This window comes from Rhizobium sp. M1 (genome assembly GCF_002531805.1).
Classification (GTDB): domain Bacteria; phylum Pseudomonadota; class Alphaproteobacteria; order Rhizobiales; family Rhizobiaceae; genus Rhizobium; species Rhizobium etli_C.
In genome coordinates this window covers 212,291-232,783 of sequence record NZ_NWSW01000006.1, presented here as the reverse complement: position 1 = coordinate 232,783, position 20,493 = coordinate 212,291, and the positions used below count along the sequence as shown (strand labels likewise).

General features: G+C 62.4%; 17 protein-coding genes. 6 read left to right on the top strand and 11 right to left on the bottom strand.

Annotation, left to right across the window (positions count from 1 at the left end; genetic code table 11):
• Nucleotides 1–5: 5 nt before the first annotated feature.
• The 5 genes from CO655_RS07235 to CO655_RS07215 form a co-directional block, all read right to left on the bottom strand.
• Complete coding sequence (locus CO655_RS07235; protein ID WP_018072710.1) at nt 6–818, bottom strand: ABC transporter permease; 813 nt, start codon at nt 816–818, stop codon at nt 6–8.
• On the bottom strand, nt 808–1,770 hold the full coding sequence (locus tag CO655_RS07230; protein ID WP_097664221.1) for an ABC transporter permease: 963 nt from the start codon (nt 1,768–1,770) through the stop codon (nt 808–810). Before CO655_RS07230 ends, CO655_RS07235 begins: the two co-directional genes overlap by 11 nt.
• Entirely contained in the window at nt 1,767–2,753 is a 987-nt protein-coding gene (locus tag CO655_RS07225; RefSeq protein ID WP_097664220.1) for an ABC transporter ATP-binding protein, read from the bottom strand. Before CO655_RS07225 ends, CO655_RS07230 begins: the two co-directional genes overlap by 4 nt.
• 219 nt (nt 2,754–2,972) lie before the next feature.
• The gene (locus tag CO655_RS07220) at nt 2,973–4,133 is read right to left on the bottom strand and encodes an ABC transporter substrate-binding protein (protein WP_097664219.1); all 1,161 of its coding nucleotides are present in this window, start codon (nt 4,131–4,133) and stop codon (nt 2,973–2,975) included.
• 120 nt (nt 4,134–4,253) lie between these two features.
• The gene (locus tag CO655_RS07215; RefSeq protein WP_097664218.1) at nt 4,254–5,162 is read right to left on the bottom strand and encodes a LysR family transcriptional regulator; all 909 of its coding nucleotides are present in this window, start codon (nt 5,160–5,162) and stop codon (nt 4,254–4,256) included.
• Between the two features lie 179 nt (nt 5,163–5,341).
• Here CO655_RS07215 and CO655_RS07210 point away from each other — a divergent pair, with 179 nt between their 5' ends.
• Nucleotides 5,342–6,088, top strand: coding sequence for a hypothetical protein (locus CO655_RS07210; RefSeq protein ID WP_097603860.1), 747 nt, complete (start codon nt 5,342–5,344; stop codon nt 6,086–6,088).
• A gap of 61 nt (nt 6,089–6,149) precedes the next feature.
• Here the strand turns inward: CO655_RS07210 and lysS are convergent, their stop codons facing one another.
• The 5 genes from lysS to CO655_RS07185 form a co-directional block, all read right to left on the bottom strand.
• Nucleotides 6,150–7,643 carry a lysine--tRNA ligase gene (gene lysS / locus CO655_RS07205; RefSeq protein WP_097664217.1) on the bottom strand — a complete coding sequence of 498 codons (1,494 nt, stop codon included), beginning with the start codon at nt 7,641–7,643 and terminating at the stop codon, nt 6,150–6,152.
• 183 nt (nt 7,644–7,826) lie between these two features.
• On the bottom strand, nt 7,827–9,293 hold the full coding sequence (gene gltX / locus CO655_RS07200) for a glutamate--tRNA ligase (protein ID WP_097664216.1): 1,467 nt from the start codon (nt 9,291–9,293) through the stop codon (nt 7,827–7,829).
• A 242-nt stretch (nt 9,294–9,535) separates the two neighbouring features.
• Complete coding sequence (locus CO655_RS07195; protein ID WP_097603863.1) at nt 9,536–10,285, bottom strand: TerC family protein; 750 nt, start codon at nt 10,283–10,285, stop codon at nt 9,536–9,538.
• A gap of 219 nt (nt 10,286–10,504) precedes the next feature.
• Complete coding sequence (locus CO655_RS07190; RefSeq protein ID WP_097664215.1) at nt 10,505–11,344, bottom strand: AraC family transcriptional regulator; 840 nt, start codon at nt 11,342–11,344, stop codon at nt 10,505–10,507.
• Nucleotides 11,345–11,450: 106 nt separating this feature from the next.
• Entirely contained in the window at nt 11,451–12,131 is a 681-nt protein-coding gene (locus CO655_RS07185) for a TetR/AcrR family transcriptional regulator (RefSeq protein ID WP_097603865.1), read from the bottom strand.
• A gap of 151 nt (nt 12,132–12,282) precedes the next feature.
• Between CO655_RS07185 and CO655_RS07180 the strand changes: the two genes are divergently transcribed.
• From CO655_RS07180 to xylA, 5 genes are all read left to right on the top strand, one after another.
• Nucleotides 12,283–13,497 (top strand): HlyD family secretion protein, encoded by a 1,215-nt coding sequence (locus CO655_RS07180; protein ID WP_097603866.1) that lies wholly within the window; start codon nt 12,283–12,285, stop codon nt 13,495–13,497.
• Between the two features lie 27 nt (nt 13,498–13,524).
• A complete protein-coding gene (locus CO655_RS07175) occupies nt 13,525–15,123 on the top strand; it encodes a DHA2 family efflux MFS transporter permease subunit (protein WP_097664213.1) in 1,599 nt (532 codons plus the stop codon).
• A gap of 207 nt (nt 15,124–15,330) precedes the next feature.
• Nucleotides 15,331–16,356: a LacI family DNA-binding transcriptional regulator gene (locus CO655_RS07170; protein WP_097603868.1), complete on the top strand. Its 1,026-nt coding sequence runs from the start codon at nt 15,331–15,333 to the stop codon at nt 16,354–16,356.
• An 18-nt stretch (nt 16,357–16,374) separates the two neighbouring features.
• Nucleotides 16,375–17,829 (top strand): xylulokinase, encoded by a 1,455-nt coding sequence (xylB, locus tag CO655_RS07165; RefSeq protein WP_097664212.1) that lies wholly within the window; start codon nt 16,375–16,377, stop codon nt 17,827–17,829.
• Between the two features lie 182 nt (nt 17,830–18,011).
• Nucleotides 18,012–19,322 carry a xylose isomerase gene (gene xylA, locus CO655_RS07155; protein WP_097664211.1) on the top strand — a complete coding sequence of 437 codons (1,311 nt, stop codon included), beginning with the start codon at nt 18,012–18,014 and terminating at the stop codon, nt 19,320–19,322.
• A gap of 63 nt (nt 19,323–19,385) precedes the next feature.
• Here xylA and CO655_RS07150 read toward each other — a convergent pair whose 3' ends face one another.
• Complete coding sequence (locus CO655_RS07150; protein WP_097664210.1) at nt 19,386–20,417, bottom strand: LacI family DNA-binding transcriptional regulator; 1,032 nt, start codon at nt 20,415–20,417, stop codon at nt 19,386–19,388.
• Between the last annotated feature and the right edge of the window lie 76 nt (nt 20,418–20,493).

The window sequence follows — 20,493 nt, the reverse complement described above, 5'->3', positions numbered from 1 at the left end:
CCCTGTTATTTGCCGGCGCCGGCGATCTGGTCGCCGTCGCGGGTGAGGTAATAGGCTGCCAGGATCGGCAGGAAGGTGACGAGCACCACGACCATGGCGACCACATTGGTGACCGGGCGCTGGCGCGGGCGGATGAGTTCTTCGAGCATCCAGATCGGCAGGGTCGATTGCTGGCCGCCGGTGAAGGTGGTGACGATGACCTCGTCGAAAGACAGCGCGAAAGCCAGCATGCCGCCTGCCAGAAGGGCGGTGCCGATATTCGGCAGGATCACGTGGCGGAAGGTCTGGAAGCCGTCGGCGCCTAGATCCATCGAGGCCTCGATCAGCGAGCCCGAGGTGCGGCGGAAGCGGGCGACCGCATTGTTGTAGACGACGACCACGCAGAAGGTGGCGTGGCCGAGCACGATGGTCCAGACCGAAAACGGGATGTCGAACAGGCTGAAGGCGGAGCGCAGCGCAATGCCCGTGATGATGCCGGGAAGGGCGATCGGCAGGATGACCAGCAGCGAGATCGCCTCACGGCCGAAGAACTTCGTCTGGCTGACGGCTGCTGCGCAGAGCGTGCCGAGGACGAGCGCGATCGCGGTGGCGATGACGGCGACCTGGACGGAGAGGCCAAGCGCCGACCACACGTCCGGCCGGTTCCAGGCGACGGCGAACCATTGCAGCGTCAGGCCGGGCGGCGGCCATTGATAGCTCTTTTCCTCCGTCGTGAAGGCATAAACGAAGATCAGCAGGATCGGCAGATGCAGGAAGAGCAGCCCGCCGGCGGCGGCGATCTTCAAGGGCAGCGGCGATGTCTTGAGGTCAGAGCGCATCGAAGGCCCCCAGCTTTTTGGCGAGCGACAGATAAAGCGCCATGATGACGATCGGCACGACGGAGAAGGCGGCGGCGAGCGGCACGTTGCCGGCCGTTCCCTGTTGGGCGTAGACGGCCTGGCCGATGAAGAGCCTGGACGAGCCGATGATCTGCGGGATGATGTAATCGCCCAATGTCAGCGAGAAGGTGAAGATCGACCCGGCGACGATGCCGGGCAGCGCCAGAGGCAGAAGCACGGTGCGGAAGGTCTGGGGCGGCGTGGCGCCGAGATCGGCCGAGGCCTCGATCAGATTGCCGGGCACACGTTCGAGGGCCGCCTGCGTCGGCAGGATCATGTAGGGGAGCCAGATATAGACGAAGACGATGAAGGTGCCGAGGTAGCTCACCGAGAGCGAATTGCCGCCGACCACGGGCAGATTGAGGATGCCGTCGAGCAGCCAGGTGAGATGGAGCTTCTCGAAGAGCCAGGTGAGGATGCCTTCCTTGGCGAGGATCAGCTTCCAGGCGTAGATCTTGACGAGATAGCTCGACCAGAGCGGCAGCATGACGCCGAGATAGAAGAGCGCCTTCCATTTGCCTTGCGCATAGCGCGCCGCGTAATAGGCGATCGGAAAGGCAATCAGCGCGGCGGCAACGGTAACCAGCGCCGCCATGACGACGGTGCGGATGATGATGTCGAAATTCGTCGGGCTCAGCAGCTGGGCATAGGTCGCAAGGGTGAATTCGTAATTCACCAGGCCGGAAAAATCGTCGATCGAGAAGAAGCTCTGCAGGAGCAAGGCGATCAGCGAGCCGATATAGATGATGCCGAGCCAGAGCAGCGGCGGCGTCAGCATCAGGAAGAGCAGGAGTTTCGGGTGCCGCCAGAAGACGTCCGACATGCGGCCGAAGAGCCCGCTGCGTCCCGGCAGGATCGATGTCTTGGCGTCGGAGAGGGTGAGCGCCGTCATGCCGCATCGTCCATGTAGTGGATATCGGCAGGCTGCCAGGCAAGCCGGATGCCGGTGCCGATGTCGGGCACAGGCGCGCCGGCCGGCAGCATGATATGCAGCCGGCTGCCCCTGACATCGACGCCGAGACGGGTGGCGGCGCCGAGGAAGCTTGCATGTTCGATTGTCGCCTCGATGCCGTCGCCTGCCAGGCGGATGGCCTCGGGCCGCAGGCTCGCCCAGCGTTTCTCGCCGCCGAGCGCGGCCATCAGATCCGGCGCGATCACATTCGAGGAGCCGACGAAATCGGCGACGAAGCGGGTCCTCGGGCGGCGGTAGATATCCTGCGGCGTGCCTTCCTGGACGATGTTGCCATTGTTGAAGACGGCGACGCGATCGGCCATGGACAGCGCCTCGCCCTGATCGTGCGTGACGAAGACGAAGGTGATGCCGAGCGCGCGTTGCAGGCTCTTCAATTCTTCCTGCATCTGCTCGCGCAACTTGAGGTCCAGCGCGCCGAGCGGCTCGTCGAGCAGCAGCACTTTCGGCTTGTTGACGAGCGCGCGGGCAAGCGCCACGCGTTGCCGCTGGCCGCCGGACAGTTGACCGGGGCGGCGGGCGCCGTAGCCCGGCAGCTTGACGAGCTCCAGCGCATCGTTCGCCGCCTTCAGCCGTTCCGCCTTGCCGACGCCCTTGACCATCAGCCCGTAGGCGACATTGTCGAGGATGTTCAGATGCGGGAAGAGCGCGTAGTCCTGGAACACGGTGTTGACGTTGCGACGATAGGGCGGAACGCCCTCGGCCGTCTCGCCGAAGATCTGGATATGGCCGGCGCTCGGCTGCTCGAAGCCAGCGATCAATCTCAGGCACGTCGTCTTGCCGGAGCCGGAGGGGCCGAGCATGGCGAAGAATTCGCCGGCCGCGATCTCGAGATCGACGCCGTCGACGGCGCGAACCTGACCGAAATAGCGCGATACCTGCTGGAAACGGACGGCTGAGGTCATTGGGAACTCCGGGTCTTGCATGTTCAGAGAGGGCTTTGGTCCGGGCCTAAAAAAGACCCCGCCCCAAACCCCTCCCCACAAGGGGGAGGGGCTTAACCTGCCGCACCCTCGCGAAGAATTCGGCGTTCAGAGAGGAGTGAGGCGATGCCCCCTATAGCCCCTCCCCCTTGTGGGGAGGGGTTGGGGAGGGGTCTTTGACGACATAAGCCGGTCTGGCTATTACCGCCCGCCAATCACGCCGATATAATCCGACACCCAGCGATGGTACGGCACGCATTCGCTCTGCGTCGTGCATTTGGCGACCGGGGTCTTCCAGAACTTGATCTTGTCGAAGTGATCGAAGCCGTTGGTGGCGCAGCCGGCCTCACCCATCAGTTCGTTGCCCTTGCAGGCTGCGGGGACGGAGGGGACGGCGCCGAACCAGGCGGCGGCGTCGCCCTGGACCTTGGCCTGCAGCGAATGTTCCATCCACATATAGGCGCAGTTCGGGTGTTCGCTGTCGGCGTGCAGCATGGTGGTGTCGGCCCAGCCGGTGACGCCTTCCTCCGGGAAGGTGGAGGCGATCTTCTGCTTGTCGGCCTGCAGCAGGTTCACCTGGAAGGGCCAGGAGCCGGAGGCGACGACGCCTTCATTCTTGAAGTCGTCGATCTGGATCATCGCATCGTGCCAGTAGCGCGAGACCAGCTTGCGCTGGCCGCGCAGCAGGTCGAGGGCCGCCTTGTACTGATCTTCAGTCAGCTCGTAGGGGTCCTTGATGCCGAGATCCGGCTTGTGGGCCATCAAATAGATGGCCGCGTCGGCAATATAGATCGCGCCGTCATAGGCTTGGACGCGGCCCTTGTTCGATTTGCCGTCGGGCAGCGTCTCTTCTTCGAAGACGACGTTCCAGCTGGTCGGCGCCTTGTCCTTGAAGGCATCGGTATTGTACATCAGCACATTCGGGCCCCAGAGGTAGGGCACGCCATAATGTACGCCGCCGACCGTATACCAGGCGCCGTTCTGCAGGCGCTGGTCGACATTCTTGAAGCTCGGGATCAGATCGGTGTTGATCGGCTGAACACGCTTGCCGGCGATGAGGCGCAGCGACGCGTCGCCCGATGCAGTGACGAGGTCGAAGCCGCCCTCGTTCATCAGCGAGACCATTTCATCCGAGGTGGCGGCGGTCTTGACGGAAACCTTGCAGCCGGTCTCCTTTTCGAAACCGGTGACCCAGTCGTAGTTCTTGTCGGTTTCGCCGCGTTCGATGTAGCCGGCCCAGGCGACGATGCTGACCGCACCCTCGCCTTTGCCGAGCGCCTTCAGCGGTTCGGCGGCGGTCACCTGCGTCGCGAAGCTCAGGCAGGCGATCGCTGCCGTGCAGGATTTCAAGAGATTCGTCATCGTCCGGCTCCCGGTCTGGTGCCACTTTCCGTGGCGGTTTGTTCCCGCTCAAGAAGGTGATCCCAAATGGGCGCTTTCGCAAATTCATTTATCAGAAAGGCGATATCGGAAATTCCGATATCAACGGACGCGGCCGGATCGCAGGCTTTCGGCGATACCAACGAAGTCGCGCGCCGCCTGCGGCAGGCTGGAGCCCTTGCGCCAGACCATGCCGACCTGGACCACCGGCAGCGAACCGGAGACGTCGCGGCTCTCGATGCGGTCGCCTTCCAGCGACCACGGGCGGTAGACGAGATCGGGAAGCAGCGCCACGCCGGCGCCCGTTGCAACCAGGCTGCGCACCGCCTCCACCGAGCGGGTGCGGAAGGCGACATGCGGGCGGGCGCCGAGCGCCGACAGCAGCTTGCCGGTATTCTCCTCGATCTCGTCGACCGTCAGCATGATCAGCGGTTCGCGAGCGATATCGGCCACCGAGATAATGTCGGCCGAAACCAGCGGATGGCCCATCGGCAGCCATAGCCGATAGGGTGAGGTTTCGAGGATTTCCGCCTGCAGCGCCATGCGGTCGCGCAGGTTCGATATCACCATGACGGCGACATCGAGTTCGCCGCCGACCAGGAGATGCTCGAGATAGCCGCCATTGTCCTCTATCGCACTGACCTCGACTCCAGGACAGGCGCGCCGGTATCGCGCCAGCAGGTCGGAGAGAACGTAGCCGGCGACGAGCGAGGTGACGCCGATGTTCAGCGTGCCGGAAAGGGCGCTCTGCCGGCCGGAGAAGCTGGTGCGCGCATCGGAAACGGAGGCGAGAATCCTGGTCGCGTGACGGAGGAACTGGTGTCCGTTGTGGGTGATCGTCAGGCCGCGCGGATGGCGCTCGAAGAGCTCGACGCCGAGATCGGTTTCGAGCTCCTTCAGCGCTTCCGTCACCGAGGATTGCGAGATCGAAAGGTTCTGCGCGGCACGTGTCACCGAACCTTGTTCGGCGATGGCGACAAAATATTGGATCTGGCGAAGCGTGAAGGCCATCAGCGTTTAGAGCATGGCGGAATGTGTGGTGGCAAGCGGCTGAAAAAGGCGGACCTTTTTTGGTGTTTTTTCAAAATGGAACAGGCTTGGCATGCTCACTTAAACTTTCGGAAACGTCATTTCTCTAGCATTCCCAGCACCTGTCCTGCGTTGGAGTTTGAGATGGCGGAGCAGTTGGCGTGAAGGCCTTACTGCGCATATTCCGGCCCTCCCGGAAATTGGCAATCATCATCGGCGGCGTCTCGCTTCTGGCGGGCGTTTCCGGTGGTGCGGCGCTTTATGTCGGCAAGGACAGGTTGATCGGTGTCTCCGGCGGCGGTTCCGGGCTCGAATGCTCCGACGTCAACCTGGTGACGATCAAGAAGCAGGATCACGTCTGGGTGCGGAAATACATCAAGACCGAACCGACCGACGGCATGACGCGTGTCAGGACCGCACTGCGTGTCGCCCAGGCTGTTTATGCCGCACAGAAACCGGATCTGGTGCAGGTGGTGGTGCTCGACGAGAACGGCCCGACGCTGCGCGCCGATATTCGCGGCCGGGCAATCGGCGCCGACGTCGTTTACATCCCGCATCCCGACAAGGCGGTTCCCGGTCTCGACGACAAGCCCTATACGGCGCGCTACTATGACGGCAAGGCCAGCGAAAACGGGCTGTTCTTCGGCGAGCGCATCGACTTGCCGGCTGATGAGATCGCCATGATCAGCGCCTCGTTCAAGGATCCCGAGGATTGCGTCGACCCGGTCGCGGTTGGCTCCACGACTAACGGGGCAAAAGGCAAGGAAAAGAGCCCCGCGGGCGGCGCACATGGCGCGGCCCCGGCGGCCGAAAGCGAAGCGGCGCCGGCCCCCGAGGGCGTCAGCGCCGATGTTGTAGCGGAGGCGCCGGCCGAAGAGCCGCCGGCAGAGGCCGCCAAGACCCACTGAACATCATAAAAAAGCGGAGCGCCGAGGCACTCCGCTTTCGTTTTTCCTACGTCTCTTCCTGTCAGTCGGCTTTGCTGCGGCGGGCCGGGAAGAGGATGACGTCGCGGATCGACGGCGCATTGGTCAGCAGCATGATCAGACGGTCGACACCGATGCCGAGGCCGCCGGCCGGCGGCATGCCCTGGTCGATCGCGTCGAGGAATTCCTCGTCCAGCTGCTTTTCCTTTTCGCCGCGGGCATGCGCCTGTTCGAGCTGCTCGACCATGCGGCGGCGCTGCTCCTCGGGATCGTTGAGTTCCGAAAAGGCGTTGCCGAGTTCCCAGGCGTTGCAATAGGTCTCGAAGCGCTCGACCAGGCGCGGCTCGCCCGGCACTTCCTTGGCGAAGGGCGAGATGTCCTTCGGGAAATGCGTGACATGGGACGGCTGGATCAGCGTCGCTTCGACCTTCTCCTCGAAGATGAATGCGAGGCATTCACCCCAGGTCCAATCCTTCTCGACGGCAAAGCCGGCAGCCTTGGCAGCAGCGCGCGCTTCCTCATCGGTCTTGATCGCGAGGAAATCGATGCCGGTCGCTTGCTTGACGGCATCGGGCATCGGCACGCGCTTGAACGGCCCCTTGAAGGACATGGTCTTGTCGCCGAAGGGGAACTCCGTCGTACCGTGAATGGCAAGCGCCAAGCTCTCGAACAGCCGCTCGACGAGGTCCATCATGTCCTCGTAATCGGCATAGGCCCAGTAGCACTCCATCATGGTGAATTCGGGATTGTGCCGGGTGGAGACGCCTTCGTTGCGGAAGTTGCGGTTGATCTCGAAGACCTTGTCGGTGAGGCCTGAGACCAGCGTGCGCTTCAGGAACAGTTCCGGCGCGATGCGCAGATACATGTCGAGCTTCAGCGTGTTGTGATGCGTCTTGAACGGCTCGGCGGTGGCGCCGCCATAGATCGATTGCAGCATCGGCGTCTCGACTTCCATGAAGCCGTCATTCTCCATGAAGCGGCGGATGCCGGAGACGATCTTCGAGCGCTGCTGGAAGCGAAGCTTCGAATCCTCGTTGGTCATGATGTCGAGATGGCGCTTGCGATAACGCAGCTCGATATCGGAGAGCCCATGCCACTTCTCGGGCATCGGCAGCAGCGACTTGGTCAGCATTTCGATCTTCTGGGCGTTGATCGTCAGTTCGCCGCGCTTGGTGCGGCGCACGATGCCGGTAACGCCGATGATGTCGCCGATGTCGATCATCGGCAGCAGGGCGCGGGCTTCCTCGCCGGTGACGTCCTTATGCGAGAAGATCTGGATCTTGCCGGAGGCGTCATGGATATCCATGAACATGCCCGAATTGCGCGAGGAATAGACGCGGCCGGCCACGGTGACGACATCCTGCGTCTCGACATCCGGTTCCAGGGATTCGTATTTGGCGCTGAGCTCGGCGTTGGTCAGCGTCCGGTGGAAATGCGCCGGATAGACGTTGCCGATCTGCTCGCGCAGCAGCTTCAGCTTCTGGGCGCGCACCTCAGTCGCGTCGGAGGAAAGAGTGTTTTCGGTCTTGTCGTTCATGTCATTTGCCTCATCGATGCGGCATGAATTCTAAAATCAATGTTCGTTGGCTCGAAGCGCGGCGTCTGGCTCGGCTAACCCTCCCCCTTGTGGGGAGGGTCGAAGCGAAGCGGAGGGGAGGGGTCTTTTTTTGAAAGAAAACCCCTCCCCAACCCCTCCCCACAAGGGGGAGGGGCTCCACTGTCATTTCGAGCCGACGAGGGCGGCGACCGCCTGCGCGGCAAGCTTCAGGCGCTGGCGCACGACCGAGCGGCCGAGGATCGCCATGGAATCGAAGAGCGGCAGCGAGCGCGACGAGCCGGAGACGGCGACGAAGAGCGGCGAGACCACGACCTTCAGCTTCTTGCCCATGCGGTCGGCGATGGCGCGCAGCTCCGCCTCGATCGTCTCGACATTCCATTCCAAGATCTTTTCGAGATCCGGCTGAACGGTGTTGAGGATCTCGAGAATCTCCTCCGGCGGCGATTTGATCTTGGCGAAGTCTGACGGCTGCAGGCCGAGATCGGATTTCAGCAGGAAGCCGGCGAGATCGGGCAGTTCGCCGAGCTTGGAAATGCGGGTCTGCGACAGGCGCAGACCTTCCTTCAGGCGATCGTTTTCCATTGCCCAGGTCAGCACGCGCGCCTGGAACTCCTCTTCGGAGAGCTTTTCGCGAATCCAGCGGCCGTTCAGCCAGTCGAGCTTCTGGATATCGAAGATGGCGCCGGCCTTGGAGAGGTTGTCGGGATCGAACTTTTCCGACAGCTCATCCATCGTCAACAGTTCCTCGCCTTCGGCGATCTGGATGAAGAACAGGCCGAGGAAGTTCATCAGCGCTTCGGGGATATAGCCGAGCGCGGAATAATAGGAGATCGAGGTCGGGTTCTTGCGCTTCGACAGCTTCGACTTGTCGGCATTGCGCATCAGCGACAGATGCATGAAGACCGGCTGGTCCCAGCCGAAATAGCGATAAAGCAGGATGTGCTTCGGCACCGAAGCCAGCCATTCCTCGCCGCGGGCCACATGGGTGATCTTCATCAGATGGTCGTCGATGACGTTGGCCATGTGATAGGTCGGCATGCCATCGGCCTTGATCAGCACCTGCATGTCGACGGAATCCCAGGGGATGGAGACATCGCCGTAGACGCCGTCGGTGAAATCGCAGGAGCCTTCGGCCGGGATCTTCATGCGGATGACCGAGGCTTCGCCGGCGGCGGTGCGCGAGGTCACTTCCTCGGCGGACAGGCTGAGGCAGAGGCCGTCATATTTCGGCGGCTTGCCGGCGGCGCGCTGCGCCTCGCGCATCTGCTCCAGCCGCGCGGGCGTGCAGAAACAGCGGAAGGCGTGGCCCTTGTCCAGCAACTCCTGCGCATAAGGCTGGTACATCGGCTTGCGGTCGGACTGGCGATAAGGGCCATAGGGGCCGCCGATATCGGGGCCTTCCTTCCATTCCAGCCCGCACCATTTCAGCGCGTCCAGCACCTTCGTCTCGAATTCAGGGGTCGAGCGCGTCGCGTCGGTATCTTCGATGCGCAGGATGAATTCGCCGCCATGCTTCTTGGCGAAGAGATAGTTGAAGAGAGCGATATAAGCGGTGCCGACATGCGGCTCGCCGGTCGGCGAGGGAGCGATGCGGACGCGAACGCCGGTAGCTGTGCCGGAAACTGTCATTGTGTGTGCCCGTCAATGAATGCCGGACGGTTTTCGCGGGAAAGCGACGTTCGGCCGGAAGGATGCAGATATCTTCGGCAAACCGGCCGGAAAAAGGGCATGCGCCCGCACCATCCGCCGATCGTCCGTTCGGCTGGCCTTAGGCCATATTCAATCCGGCGCGTCAAGAAAAACCACGCCTGCAAAGGGCCTGACGATGCTGGTGCAGGGCGCGCCGGCTGCGACGCGCCCTTGCTTCAGTCTCAGTGAGCGCCTTCGCGTTTGCGCTTGCGGGCGTTGCGCGCGAACATGTTCAGCACCTCGACCAGCGCCGAGAAGGCCATGGCGGCATAGACATAGCCCTTCGGCACGTGGAAACCCATGCCTTCGGCGATCAGCGTCGTGCCGATCATCAGCAGGAAGGCGAGCGCCAGCATGACGATCGTCGGATTCCGCTCGATGAAGTTGGCAAGCGGGGTGGCGGCGACCAGCATGACGGTGACGGCGGCGATGACGGCGATCACCATGATCGGCAGATGCGGCGTCATGCCGACGGCGGTGATGATGCTGTCGACCGAGAAGACGAGGTCGAGCAGCAGGATCTGGCCGATCGCCGATGCAAAGCCGGTCGTTGCCGACGTCGCGATGAAATCCTCCTGATGGTCGATCGGATCGACGCTGTGGTGAATTTCCTTGGTGGCCTTCCAGACGAGGAACAGGCCGCCGGCGATCAGGATCAGATCCTTCCAGGAGAAACCGTGTCCGAAGGCTTCGAACAGCGGTTCGGTCAGCTGCACGATCCAGGCGATGGTGCCGAGCAGAGCAAGGCGCATGATCAGCGCAAGGCCGATGCCGATCTTGCGGGCTCTTTCCCGGTGTTCGGGCGGCAGTTTGTTGGTCAGAATGGAAATAAAGATCAGGTTGTCGATCCCGAGAACGACTTCCATCACCACCAGCGTGATGAGCGCCACCCAGGCGGCCGGATCCTGAATGAGCGTCACAATTTCCTGCATCAGCGTATATCCCCTTTGCGTCACATGAACGATGACGCCCCGCAATGTAGTGTCGGCGGCTTGCCGCGCAAGCGCCGCAAGGGGATATACGAAATCGATGTGACTTTTATTCCTTAGAACAGGAGGATTTAAGGCCGGGTCAGCCTTAAATTTGAATCCTGTTCTAAATTAAAGAGTTAGAGCATGATTTCGCCTGAAAACCGCTCGCACTTTTCGGCATCATGCTCTGATCGGCAACCAGATTTCGGTGACGCCCATGCCGGTATAGGGGTCGAAGCGCTCGTCGTAGCGTTCGAACATGTCCGGCGTCTCGCCGTGCTCCAGACCGGAGGACGGCCACCACGCGCCGAAAATCCGGTTGATTGTGAGAGAAATGCCGGAGACATGGCCGCGATGGGTGAAGACGACGTAGCGCTGGCCGGGAAGCTTGAGCGTCGCAAAATCGGCGGGCAGATCGCCGGTATCGGAAATCTCCACGGCGGCCATGTAGCGGAATTTCTCCGCTTCGCCGTCGATATGGGTGCAGACGCCGTAGGCGACATTGCCTTTCTGGCCGGAGATATGGCCGAAATGGCCATTGAACTTCTGCCAGAGTGAAGGGATGGCGGCATCGCCGCCATGGGCGTAGATCTCCTCCAGGCCGGCAAGAAGCATCGGCTGCAGGGTTTCGAAGCGGGGTGCTTCGAGGTCGCTGAGGTGGGCGGGGCCCATTCTGATCGGCTCCAGTAAGACAAGGTTACGCGTGTGCCCCTGTCTGCGCACCGCATCCGGCGTCATGCCGAACTGGTCGCGAAAGGCACGGGTGAAAGCTTCGTGGGAGCCGTAGCCCGCGCAAAGCGCAACCTCGAGGATGGTGGATGAGCCGCTGACCAACGCGGGTACGGCGCGGCTGAGGCGCCGCCCCCTGATATAGCCGCTGATCGAGTGGCCGGTGACCAGCCCGAAGACGCGCGACAGATGGTAGCGCGACAATCCGGCTGCTTCCGATATCTCGTCCAGCGATATATCGCTTTCGAAATGGCTCTCTATGAACCAGATCGCCCGTGCGATGGCGCTCATTTTCACTCCCCTGGTTGCGGCTTCTTCCTTAGAGAAAAGTCGAAAGCGGGGTTTGATCGTTCTTGCGGAGTTTTGGCCGATGCAAGCGAGCAGTCAAGAAAGCGTATCAGGCGGTGTCGTGCCGACGCGCGCCATAGGCCGCCATGAAGACCTTGATCGCACCGCGGATGACGCGGTCGATTTCTTCGCGGCTCGGCGGTTCTTCCATGCTGCCGAACAGACGCAGCTTGAAGAAGCTGCCGCTGGCAAGATCGAGAAACTGGCCGGCGGCGAGATCGATGTCATCGATCTCGAGCGTGCCTGCAGCGATGTGGCGTTCGAGAAAATCGCGCATTATGGTGCGCAGATTGACCGGGCCCTTGAAGAAGCGTTGACAGAGCGCGGGCATGCGGTCTCGAACGCCGAGCACGGTGCGCATCGCGGTGATGACCTTTTCGTCGGTCATATGGGTGACGAAGCTTATCCCGAATTCGTACAGCCCGGATTCGGGGTCGTCGTGTTCGGCAAGCGCCGTGCGGACAGCGGCGACGAAGGCGGCACGCTCGGTTTCGACCATCGCCGAAAACAGTTCTTCCTTGTTGGTGAAGTAGACGTAGAGCGTCCCCTTCGAAACACCGGCCTCACGCGTCACATCGTTCATGCTGGCCGCATCGAAACCCATTTTCATGAAGACGCGCTTGGCGCCGTCGAGGATCTGCTGGCGCTTGGCCGGATCTTCGCCCGCGGCAAATCGGCCTCCAGCAGGAGGAGGGCTGAATACGGCGGCATTCTCGGGTTTCAGCGTCATGTCTCCTTAACCGTGTTTACGGTTTCGCCCTTTGCTTAAAAGAAATCGAACCGATTGGTTCTATGCATCTTGATATGACGGTAAAACAGGTTTATGTCAACTGAACCGAACCGTTCAGTTCGATCAATTACTCCAAGATCGGTAAGTGGCCATGTCGAGCAACCAGAAAAGCAACGTCGCGCGCATCGTCAGCGAAAACGCCGAAGCCGAAGAGGTCAAGGCCGAGGTCGCGACTGTTGTAGAGGCTCCGACGGCGGAAGCCCTGGAAAAGCCGTCCGCCCCCGCGCCGTCGGCGCCCGCTTCGGTCGCAGCACCCGCGGCTGCGAAGAAGCGCCGCAGTCCGGTGCTGCCGATCGTCGTGCTCGCTCTTCTGGCGGGCGGCGGCTGGTATGGTTACGAATGGTGGACGAACGGCCGCTTCATGGTGTCGACCGACGACGCCTATATCGAGGGCGATATCGCAACGATTTCGCCAAAGGTCACGGGCTACGTCGCGAAGGTGAATGTGGTCGCCAACCAGGAAGTCAAAGCGGGTGACGTGCTTGCCACGCTTGATAACGGCGATTATCAGAACGCCCTCGATCAGGCGCAGGCCCAGATCGCCACCGAACAGCTTTCGCTGCAGCGTATCGACGCGCAGATCGAAGGCGCCAATGCAAGCCTTGCGCAGGCGCGGGCGCAGAAGGTGGCACTCGAAGCGGCCGTTCGTGGTGCCGAAATCACCCAGAAACGCCAGAGCGAGCTCCAGGCGAAGTCGGTCGGCACCGCTGCCGATCTCGACAACGCCAATATCGCGCTCGACCAGGCCAAGGCCAATCTTGCCGGCGGCGACGCCAACATCACCGCTGCACAAGCCAATATCACCATTCTTCAGGCCCAGCGCAAGGAAGCCGAAGGCTCGGTTCGGGCGCTGGAAATCTCGCGCGACAAGGCCACCCGCGATCTCTCCTTCACCGTCCTCAAGGCGCCTTACGACGGCATCGTCGGCAATCGCTCGGTCCAGGAAGGCGATCTCGTCTCGCCCGGCCAGCGGCTGATGGCGCTGGTTCCGGTTCGTGAGCTCTATATCGACGCCAACTTCAAGGAAACGCAGATCCAGCATCTCGTTGCCGGCTCGAAGGTCAACGTCCATGTCGACGCCTATGACGACCATCCGATCGTCGGCACCGTTGAATCGATCTCGCCGGCGTCCGGCTCGGTCTTCTCGCTGCTGCCGCCGGAAAATGCGACGGGCAACTTCACCAAGGTGATCCAGCGCGTGCCGGTGCGCATCGCGCTGCCGCAGGAGGCGCTCGACAGCGGGCGTCTGCGCGCGGGCCTCAGCGTCGTCGTCGACGTCGATACCCGCACGGCGCCGAGCAAGTAAGCCTTTAGACAAGGCGGAGGTGGTCCGATGGCCGGAAGCGCGACAGCAACAGCGGGGACGATTCCGGCGTTACCTGCCCATGCTGAGGATCGCATGGATCCGAGGAAGCTCATCGCCTTCCTCGCGATGGTGCTCGGCATGTTCATGTCGATCCTCGACATCCAGATCGTCTCGGCCTCGCTTGCGGAAATCCAGGCCGGCCTTTCGGCCGGCTCGGACGAGATCGGCTGGGTGCAGACGGCCTATCTGATCGCTGAAGTGATCATGATCCCGCTGTCGGGCACGCTGGCGCGCATCATCTCGACGCGTTATCTCTTCGCGATCTCGGCGGCCGGTTTCACCATGGCGAGCGCGCTTGCGGCAACGGCGACGAATATCGACCAGATGATCGTCTATCGCGTCATTCAGGGCTTCATCGGCGGCGGCATGATCCCATCGGTCTTCGCGGCTGCCTTCACGATCTTCCCGCCGTCGAAGCGCAGCATCGTCTCGCCGATCATCGGCCTGATCGCGACGCTGGCGCCGACGATCGGCCCGACGGTCGGCGGCTATCTCAGCCACGCCTTCTCCTGGCACTGGCTGTTCCTGGTCAACATCATTCCCGGCATCATCGTCACCATCGTCACCTGGAACTTCATCGATTTCGACAAGCCGGAACTGTCGCTGTTCAAAAAGTTCGATTGGTGGGGACTGGTGTCGATGGGCCTCTTCCTCGGCACGTTGGAATATGTGCTGGAAGAGGGCAATTCGAACGACTGGTTCAACGACAGTTCCATCGCGATTGCCGCCGTCGCCTCCGGAGCTGCGGCCATCGTCTTCTTCTATCGCGCCTTCACGGTGGATTTCCCCGTCGTCGACCTCAAGGCCTTTGCCAACCGGAATTTCTCCTTCGGCTCGGTGTTTTCCTTCGTCATGGGTATCGGTCTTTATGGCCTCACCTATATCTATCCTGTCTATCTCGAGCGCATCCGCGGCTACGATTCGCTGGATATCGGCGAGACGATGTTCGTCTCCGGCCTTGCGATGTTCGTCACCGCGCCGATCGCCGGCCGGCTGTCGACCAAGATGGACCTGCGCCTGATGATGGTGATCGGCTTCGTCAGCTTCGCCGCCGGCACCTACATCATGATCCATCTGACGGCGGACTGGGATTTCTACGAGCTCTTCATCCCGCAGATCCTGCGCGGCTTCGGGCTGATGATGTGCATGGTGCCGATCAACAACATCGCGCTCGGTACGATGCCGCCTTCGCGCATTCGCGGCGCGTCCGGCCTGTTCAACCTGACCAGAAACCTCGGCGGCGCAGTCGGTCTTGCCGTCATCAATACCGTGCTCACCAACCGGCAGGACGCGCATTACGAGCGGCTGCGGGAAAATATCGACTGGGGCAATCCGACGGCGATCGACCAGATGAACAACATGGCCGCCAATTTCAACAGCTACGGCATGGACGGCGCCTCGGTCGCGATCAAGCAGATGGTCGGGCTTGCCACCAAACAGGCGGTCATCCTCTCTTTCAGCGATGTCTTCCTGATCCTGACCGCACTTTTCGTCGCGATGATCCTTGGAGTCGCGATGATCCAGAAACCCGCGCCGCAAGGCGGGGGAGGCGGTGGCGGCCACTGACCTCCGGCCTGCCGCCCCATGAAAAGGTCCTCTCCGGAGGACCTTTTTGTTTGCAGTTTTCCAGCCTCTATGCGATCAGCCAATAATCGACCTGCTGACCGGCTCCAGGCCGGCGGCGATGCGGGAAACGCGATGCGCGAGTCACCCGTTCGTTTTTTTGATTTACGTACATCAAAATTGGCGTTAATGGTCTCATCAGGAGGAATGATGAGGCCAACAGTTCACGATATCGCTGCCGCTGCCGGGGTCAGTCTCGCAACCGTCGACCGGGTTCTCAACCGGCGTCCGGGTGTGCGCCATGTTACGCGCGAAAAGGTCGAGACCGCGATCCGCGAGCTCGGTTATATCAGGGACGTGGCTGCGGCCAATCTCGCCAAGGGCCGCACCTATCCGCTGGTGTTCATCCTGCCGGCCAGCGACAATTCCTTCATGCACGGGCTCAATGGGGAAATCCGGCAAGCGATCCTCCGTTCGGCTGCCGAGCGCACCGATATTCGCACCGTCGAGGTGTCGGCCTTCGATCCGGCCGCTCTCGTCGCTGTGCTCGAAGAGCTCTCTCGGGAAAAGCCTTGCGGCGTTGCCATGGTCGCGACCGATGCACCTGAGGTGCGCGCCACCGTCGACCGGCTGGTGCATGCGGGTTTTCCCATCGTCACCCTGGTGTCCGACCTGACGGGCTCGCTGCGCCACCATTATGCCGGCGTCGACAATATCGCGGCCGGCCGCACGGCCGCACGACTGCTCGGCCGCTTTCTCGGGCCGCGAAAGGGCGAGATCGCCGTGCTAGCCGGATCCATGCTGGTGCGCGACCATCGCGAGCGGCTGGAGGGCTTCACCGCAGTCATGGCCGAGGAGTTTCCCGACCTGGCGATCCTGCCGGTGCTCGAAGGCCGTGACGATCCGGAGATCGCCCATATGCTCGTCGCCGGCGCGCTTGCCAGGAATGCCGGCATTGTCGGCGTCTACAGCCTCGGCGCCGGCAATCGCGGCCTCATCCGGGCGCTGAAGGAAAAGGCCGTCGACCGGACGCTGACCGTCATCGCCCATGAACTGACCACCTATACGCGGGCGGCGCTGATCGACAATACGATCGATGCGATCCTCAATCAGGACGCCGGCCACGAAGTGCGCAGCGCGATCCGCGTGCTGAAAGCCAAGGCGGACGGGCTCCCGGTCATCGACGCGCAGGAGCGCATCCGTCTCGACATATTCCTGAAAGACAATCTGCCGTAACGGCAAAGGAGCAACCCCATGTATCTCGGTCTCGATCTCGGAACCTCCGGCGTCAAGGCGATGCTGATCGATGGCGATCAGACGATCGTCGGCTCGGCTAATGGTTCGCTCGACGTTTCGCGTCCGCATTCCGGCTGGTCGGAGCAGGAGCCGGCCCATTGGGTGCGCGCCACGCAAGAGGCCGTCGCCGGTCTTATGGCGAAACACCCGAAAGAGCTTGCCGCGGTGAGGGGTATCGGCCTTTCCGGCCAGATGCACGGCGCGACGCTGATCGACGCCGCCGACAAGGTGCTGCGCCCCTGTATTCTCTGGAACGACACGCGCAGTCATGTCGAGGCCGCCGCCCTCGACGCCGATCCGCGCTTCCGTGCGCTGACCGGCAATATCGTCTTCCCCGGCTTCACGGCGCCGAAGCTCGCCTGGATCAGGCAGCATGAGCCGGACATTTTCGCGAAGATCGCCAAGGTGCTGCTGCCGAAGGACTATCTGCGTCTGTGGTTGACCGGCGAATATATTTCCGAAATGTCGGATTCGGCGGGCACCTCCTGGCTCGACACCGGCAAGCGCGCCTGGTCGCCCGATCTGCTCGCCGCCACTCACCTTTCCGAGGAGCAGATGCCGACGCTTGTCGAAGGCACCCAGCAGGCCGGTATGCTGCGGTCCGAACTCGCGGCACAGTGGGGCATATCGGGCAATGTCGTCGTTGCCGGCGGCGCGGGCGACAATGCCGCGTCGGCCTGCGGCATGGGGACCGTCAGCGATGGCGCCGCCTTCGTCTCGCTCGGCACCTCCGGCGTGCTTTTTGCCGCCAACGGCTCCTATCTGCCGAAGCCGGAAAGCGCCGTGCATGCCTTCTGCCACGCGCTGCCGAATACCTGGCACCAGATGGGCGTCATCCTGTCGGCGACCGATGCGCTCAATTGGCATTCCGGCGTGACCGGCAAGTCGGCCGCCGATCTCACCGGCGAACTCGGCGAGACGCTGAAGGCGCCGACCGGCGTCACCTTCCTGCCCTATCTCTCCGGCGAGCGTACGCCGCACAATGATGCCGTCATCCGCGGCGCCTTCATCGGGCTGGAACATGAAAGCAGCCGCGCCGTGCTGACCCAGGCCGTGCTCGAAGGTGTCGCCTTCGCCATCCGCGACAATCTCGAAGCGCTGCGGTCGGCCGGCACCGGCATCTCCCGCGTCACGGCGATCGGCGGCGGTTCGCGCTCGCGCTACTGGCTGGCGTCGATCGCCACTGCCCTCGGCGTTCCGGTCGATTTGCCCGCCGACGGCGATTTCGGCGCAGCCTTCGGCGCAGCCCGCCTCGGCCTGATTGCCGCGACGGGTGCCGATCCGATTGCCGTCTGCACGCCGCCGGTGACATCAGGCACGATCGAACCGGTGTCGGCGCTGAGCGGCGCTTACGAGGAGGTCTATACGCGTTACCGGGCGCTTTATCCGGCGATCAAATCGCTGGCGCGTTGAAACTGGAGCCAGCGGCCCCCTCATCCGCCTGCCGGCACCTTCTCCCCGCTGGGGAGAAGAGATTCGCGGCGGCGCCTCGTTCCCCTTCTCCCCTGGGGGAGAAGGTGGCCCGAAGGGTCGGATGAGGGGGCTGAACGGCATGAACGATCAGACTGAACTACGAGAACCCAAGGAGACCTGACATGAGCACCGGATTTTTCGGCGATATCCAGAAGATCAAATATGAAGGCCCTGACAGCACCAATCCGCTGGCCTTCCGTCATTACCAGCCGGACGAGATCGTCATGGGCAAGCGCATGGAAGACCATCTGCGCTTCGCGGTGGCCTATTGGCACACCTTCACCTGGCCGGGCGGCGATCCCTTCGGCGGCCAGACCTTCCTGCGCCCGTGGTTCGAAGACACGATGAAGGCTGCCAAGCTCAAGGCCGACGTCGCTTTCGAATTCTTCTCGCTGCTCGGCGCGCCCTATTACTGCTTCCATGACGCCGATGTGCGGCCTGAAGGCAAGAATTTCGCCGAGAACACCAGGAACCTCAACGAGATCGTCGATTATTTCGCCGAGAAGCAGGCTGCGACCGGCACCAAGCTGTTGTGGGGCACGGCCAACCTCTTCTCCAACCGGCGCTACATGTCGGGTGCTGCGACCAACCCGGATCCCGATGTCTTCGCTTTCGCCGCCGCGACGGTGAAGACCTGCATCGACGCCACGCAGAAGCTCGGTGGTGAGAACTACGTGCTCTGGGGCGGACGCGAAGGTTACGAGACGCTGCTCAACACCGACCTCAAGCGCGAGCTCGACCAGCTCGGCCGCTTCCTCAACCTCGTCGTCGAATACAAGCACAAGATCGGCTTCAAGGGCACGATCCTGATCGAGCCGAAGCCGCAGGAGCCGACCAAGCACCAGTATGACTATGACGTCGCGACCGTTTACGGCTTCCTCAAGAAGCACGGCCTGGAAAACGAGGTGAAGGTCAATATCGAGCAGGGCCATGCGATCCTGGCCGGCCATTCCTTCGAGCACGAGCTGGCGCTCGCCAATGCGCTCGGCATCTTCGGCTCGATCGATATGAACCGCAACGACTATCAGTCCGGCTGGGACACCGATCAGTTCCCGAACAATGTTCCGGAAATGGCGCTTGCCTATTACCACGTTCTGGCAGCCGGCGGCTTCAAGACCGGCGGCACCAACTTCGATGCCAAGCTGCGCCGCCAGTCGCTCGATCCGGCAGACCTTTTGATCGGCCATATCGGCGGCATGGATTGCTGCGCCCGCGGCCTGAAGGCCGCCGCCAAGATGATCGAGGACAAGGCCCTGTCGCAGCCGCTCGCCGATCGTTATGCCGGCTGGGAAACCGCCGAGGCGCAGAAGCTCTTCCGCGGCGAATACTCGCTGGATGAGATCACCAACTGGGTCGAGACCAAGGACGTCAACCCGCAGCCGAGATCCGGTCAGCAGGAACTGCTCGAGAACGTCGTCAACCGTTACGTCTGATAAGGTGCGCCGGCGGCCAGCGGTCGCCGGCGCAGCTCTTTGTAGCCGGCTATTATAGCGTCGTCAGCGCTTCAACCATTGGCGCGACGGTGCGGAGACGGAGTTTCGAACCACCAGATCCGGCCGCAGCAGGATTTCCGTCTCGGCCGGCCGACCATCGGACAAGAGTTCCAACAGCAGCGCCATCGCCTGTTTGCCGATCGCCGTTCGCGGCTGGCGGATCGTCGTCAGCGCCGGGGAGATGAAGACGGCCTGCGGCACGTCGTCGAAACCGGTCACCGAGAAATCCCGCGGAATATCATAGCCCCGCGCGCCGAGCCCGATCATCACGCCGATTGCCGTCTGGTCGTTCACGCACATGAAGGCGGTTGGGAGCGTGTCGCGCATGAAGAGCTGTTCGACCGCATGCCGGCCGCTTTCGATCGTGCCGTCGCCCTCGAGCACGATCCTGAGATCCGGCGGGACGCCGGCGGCGTCGAGGCCGGCATCGTAACCCATGCGGCGCCTGACATAGGCAAGGCGGGTGCGCGAATCGCCGATGAAGGCGATCTTGCGATGGCCTTCGGCCAGCAGCAGATCCACCGCCTTTCGCGCCCCCTCGGTATCGTCGACGCCGACATAGGGAATGCCGCCGTTGAAGACCGGTTCGAAAACCCCGACGCTCGGCGGCAGCCGGGCGGTCATCGTCTGATGGCCGAAGGGCAGGATGCCGGTGAACAGGATCAGCCCGGCGGCCTGGTTGGAGTTGAAGAATTTCAGATATTCCAGGCCACGCTGGGCGTCGTTCTGGGTGTGGCCGATCAGGATGCCGTAGCCGTGGGCGCGCGCCTCGTTCTCCAGGCCGACGAGAATATTGGAGAAATTGGGATCGCCGATGTCAGGCGCCACCACCAGGATCATGTTGGAGCGACCGAGCCTCAGGCTGCGCGCCATGGCATTGGTGGTGTAGCCGGTGACGGCGATCGCCTGATTGACTTTAAGCCGCGTCGAGTTGGCGACCTTCTCCGGGGTGTGGATCGCCCGCGAAACCGTCGCGATGGAGACCTCGGCGATCCGGGCGACGTCTTCGATTGTTGCGGGCGTGGAATTCGACACTGCGTTCTGCCTTGGGGCTGTCTTCGCCGCGACACTACACAGACTCGCCGAGAGGTCAAAGGCAAGCTTCAGCGGA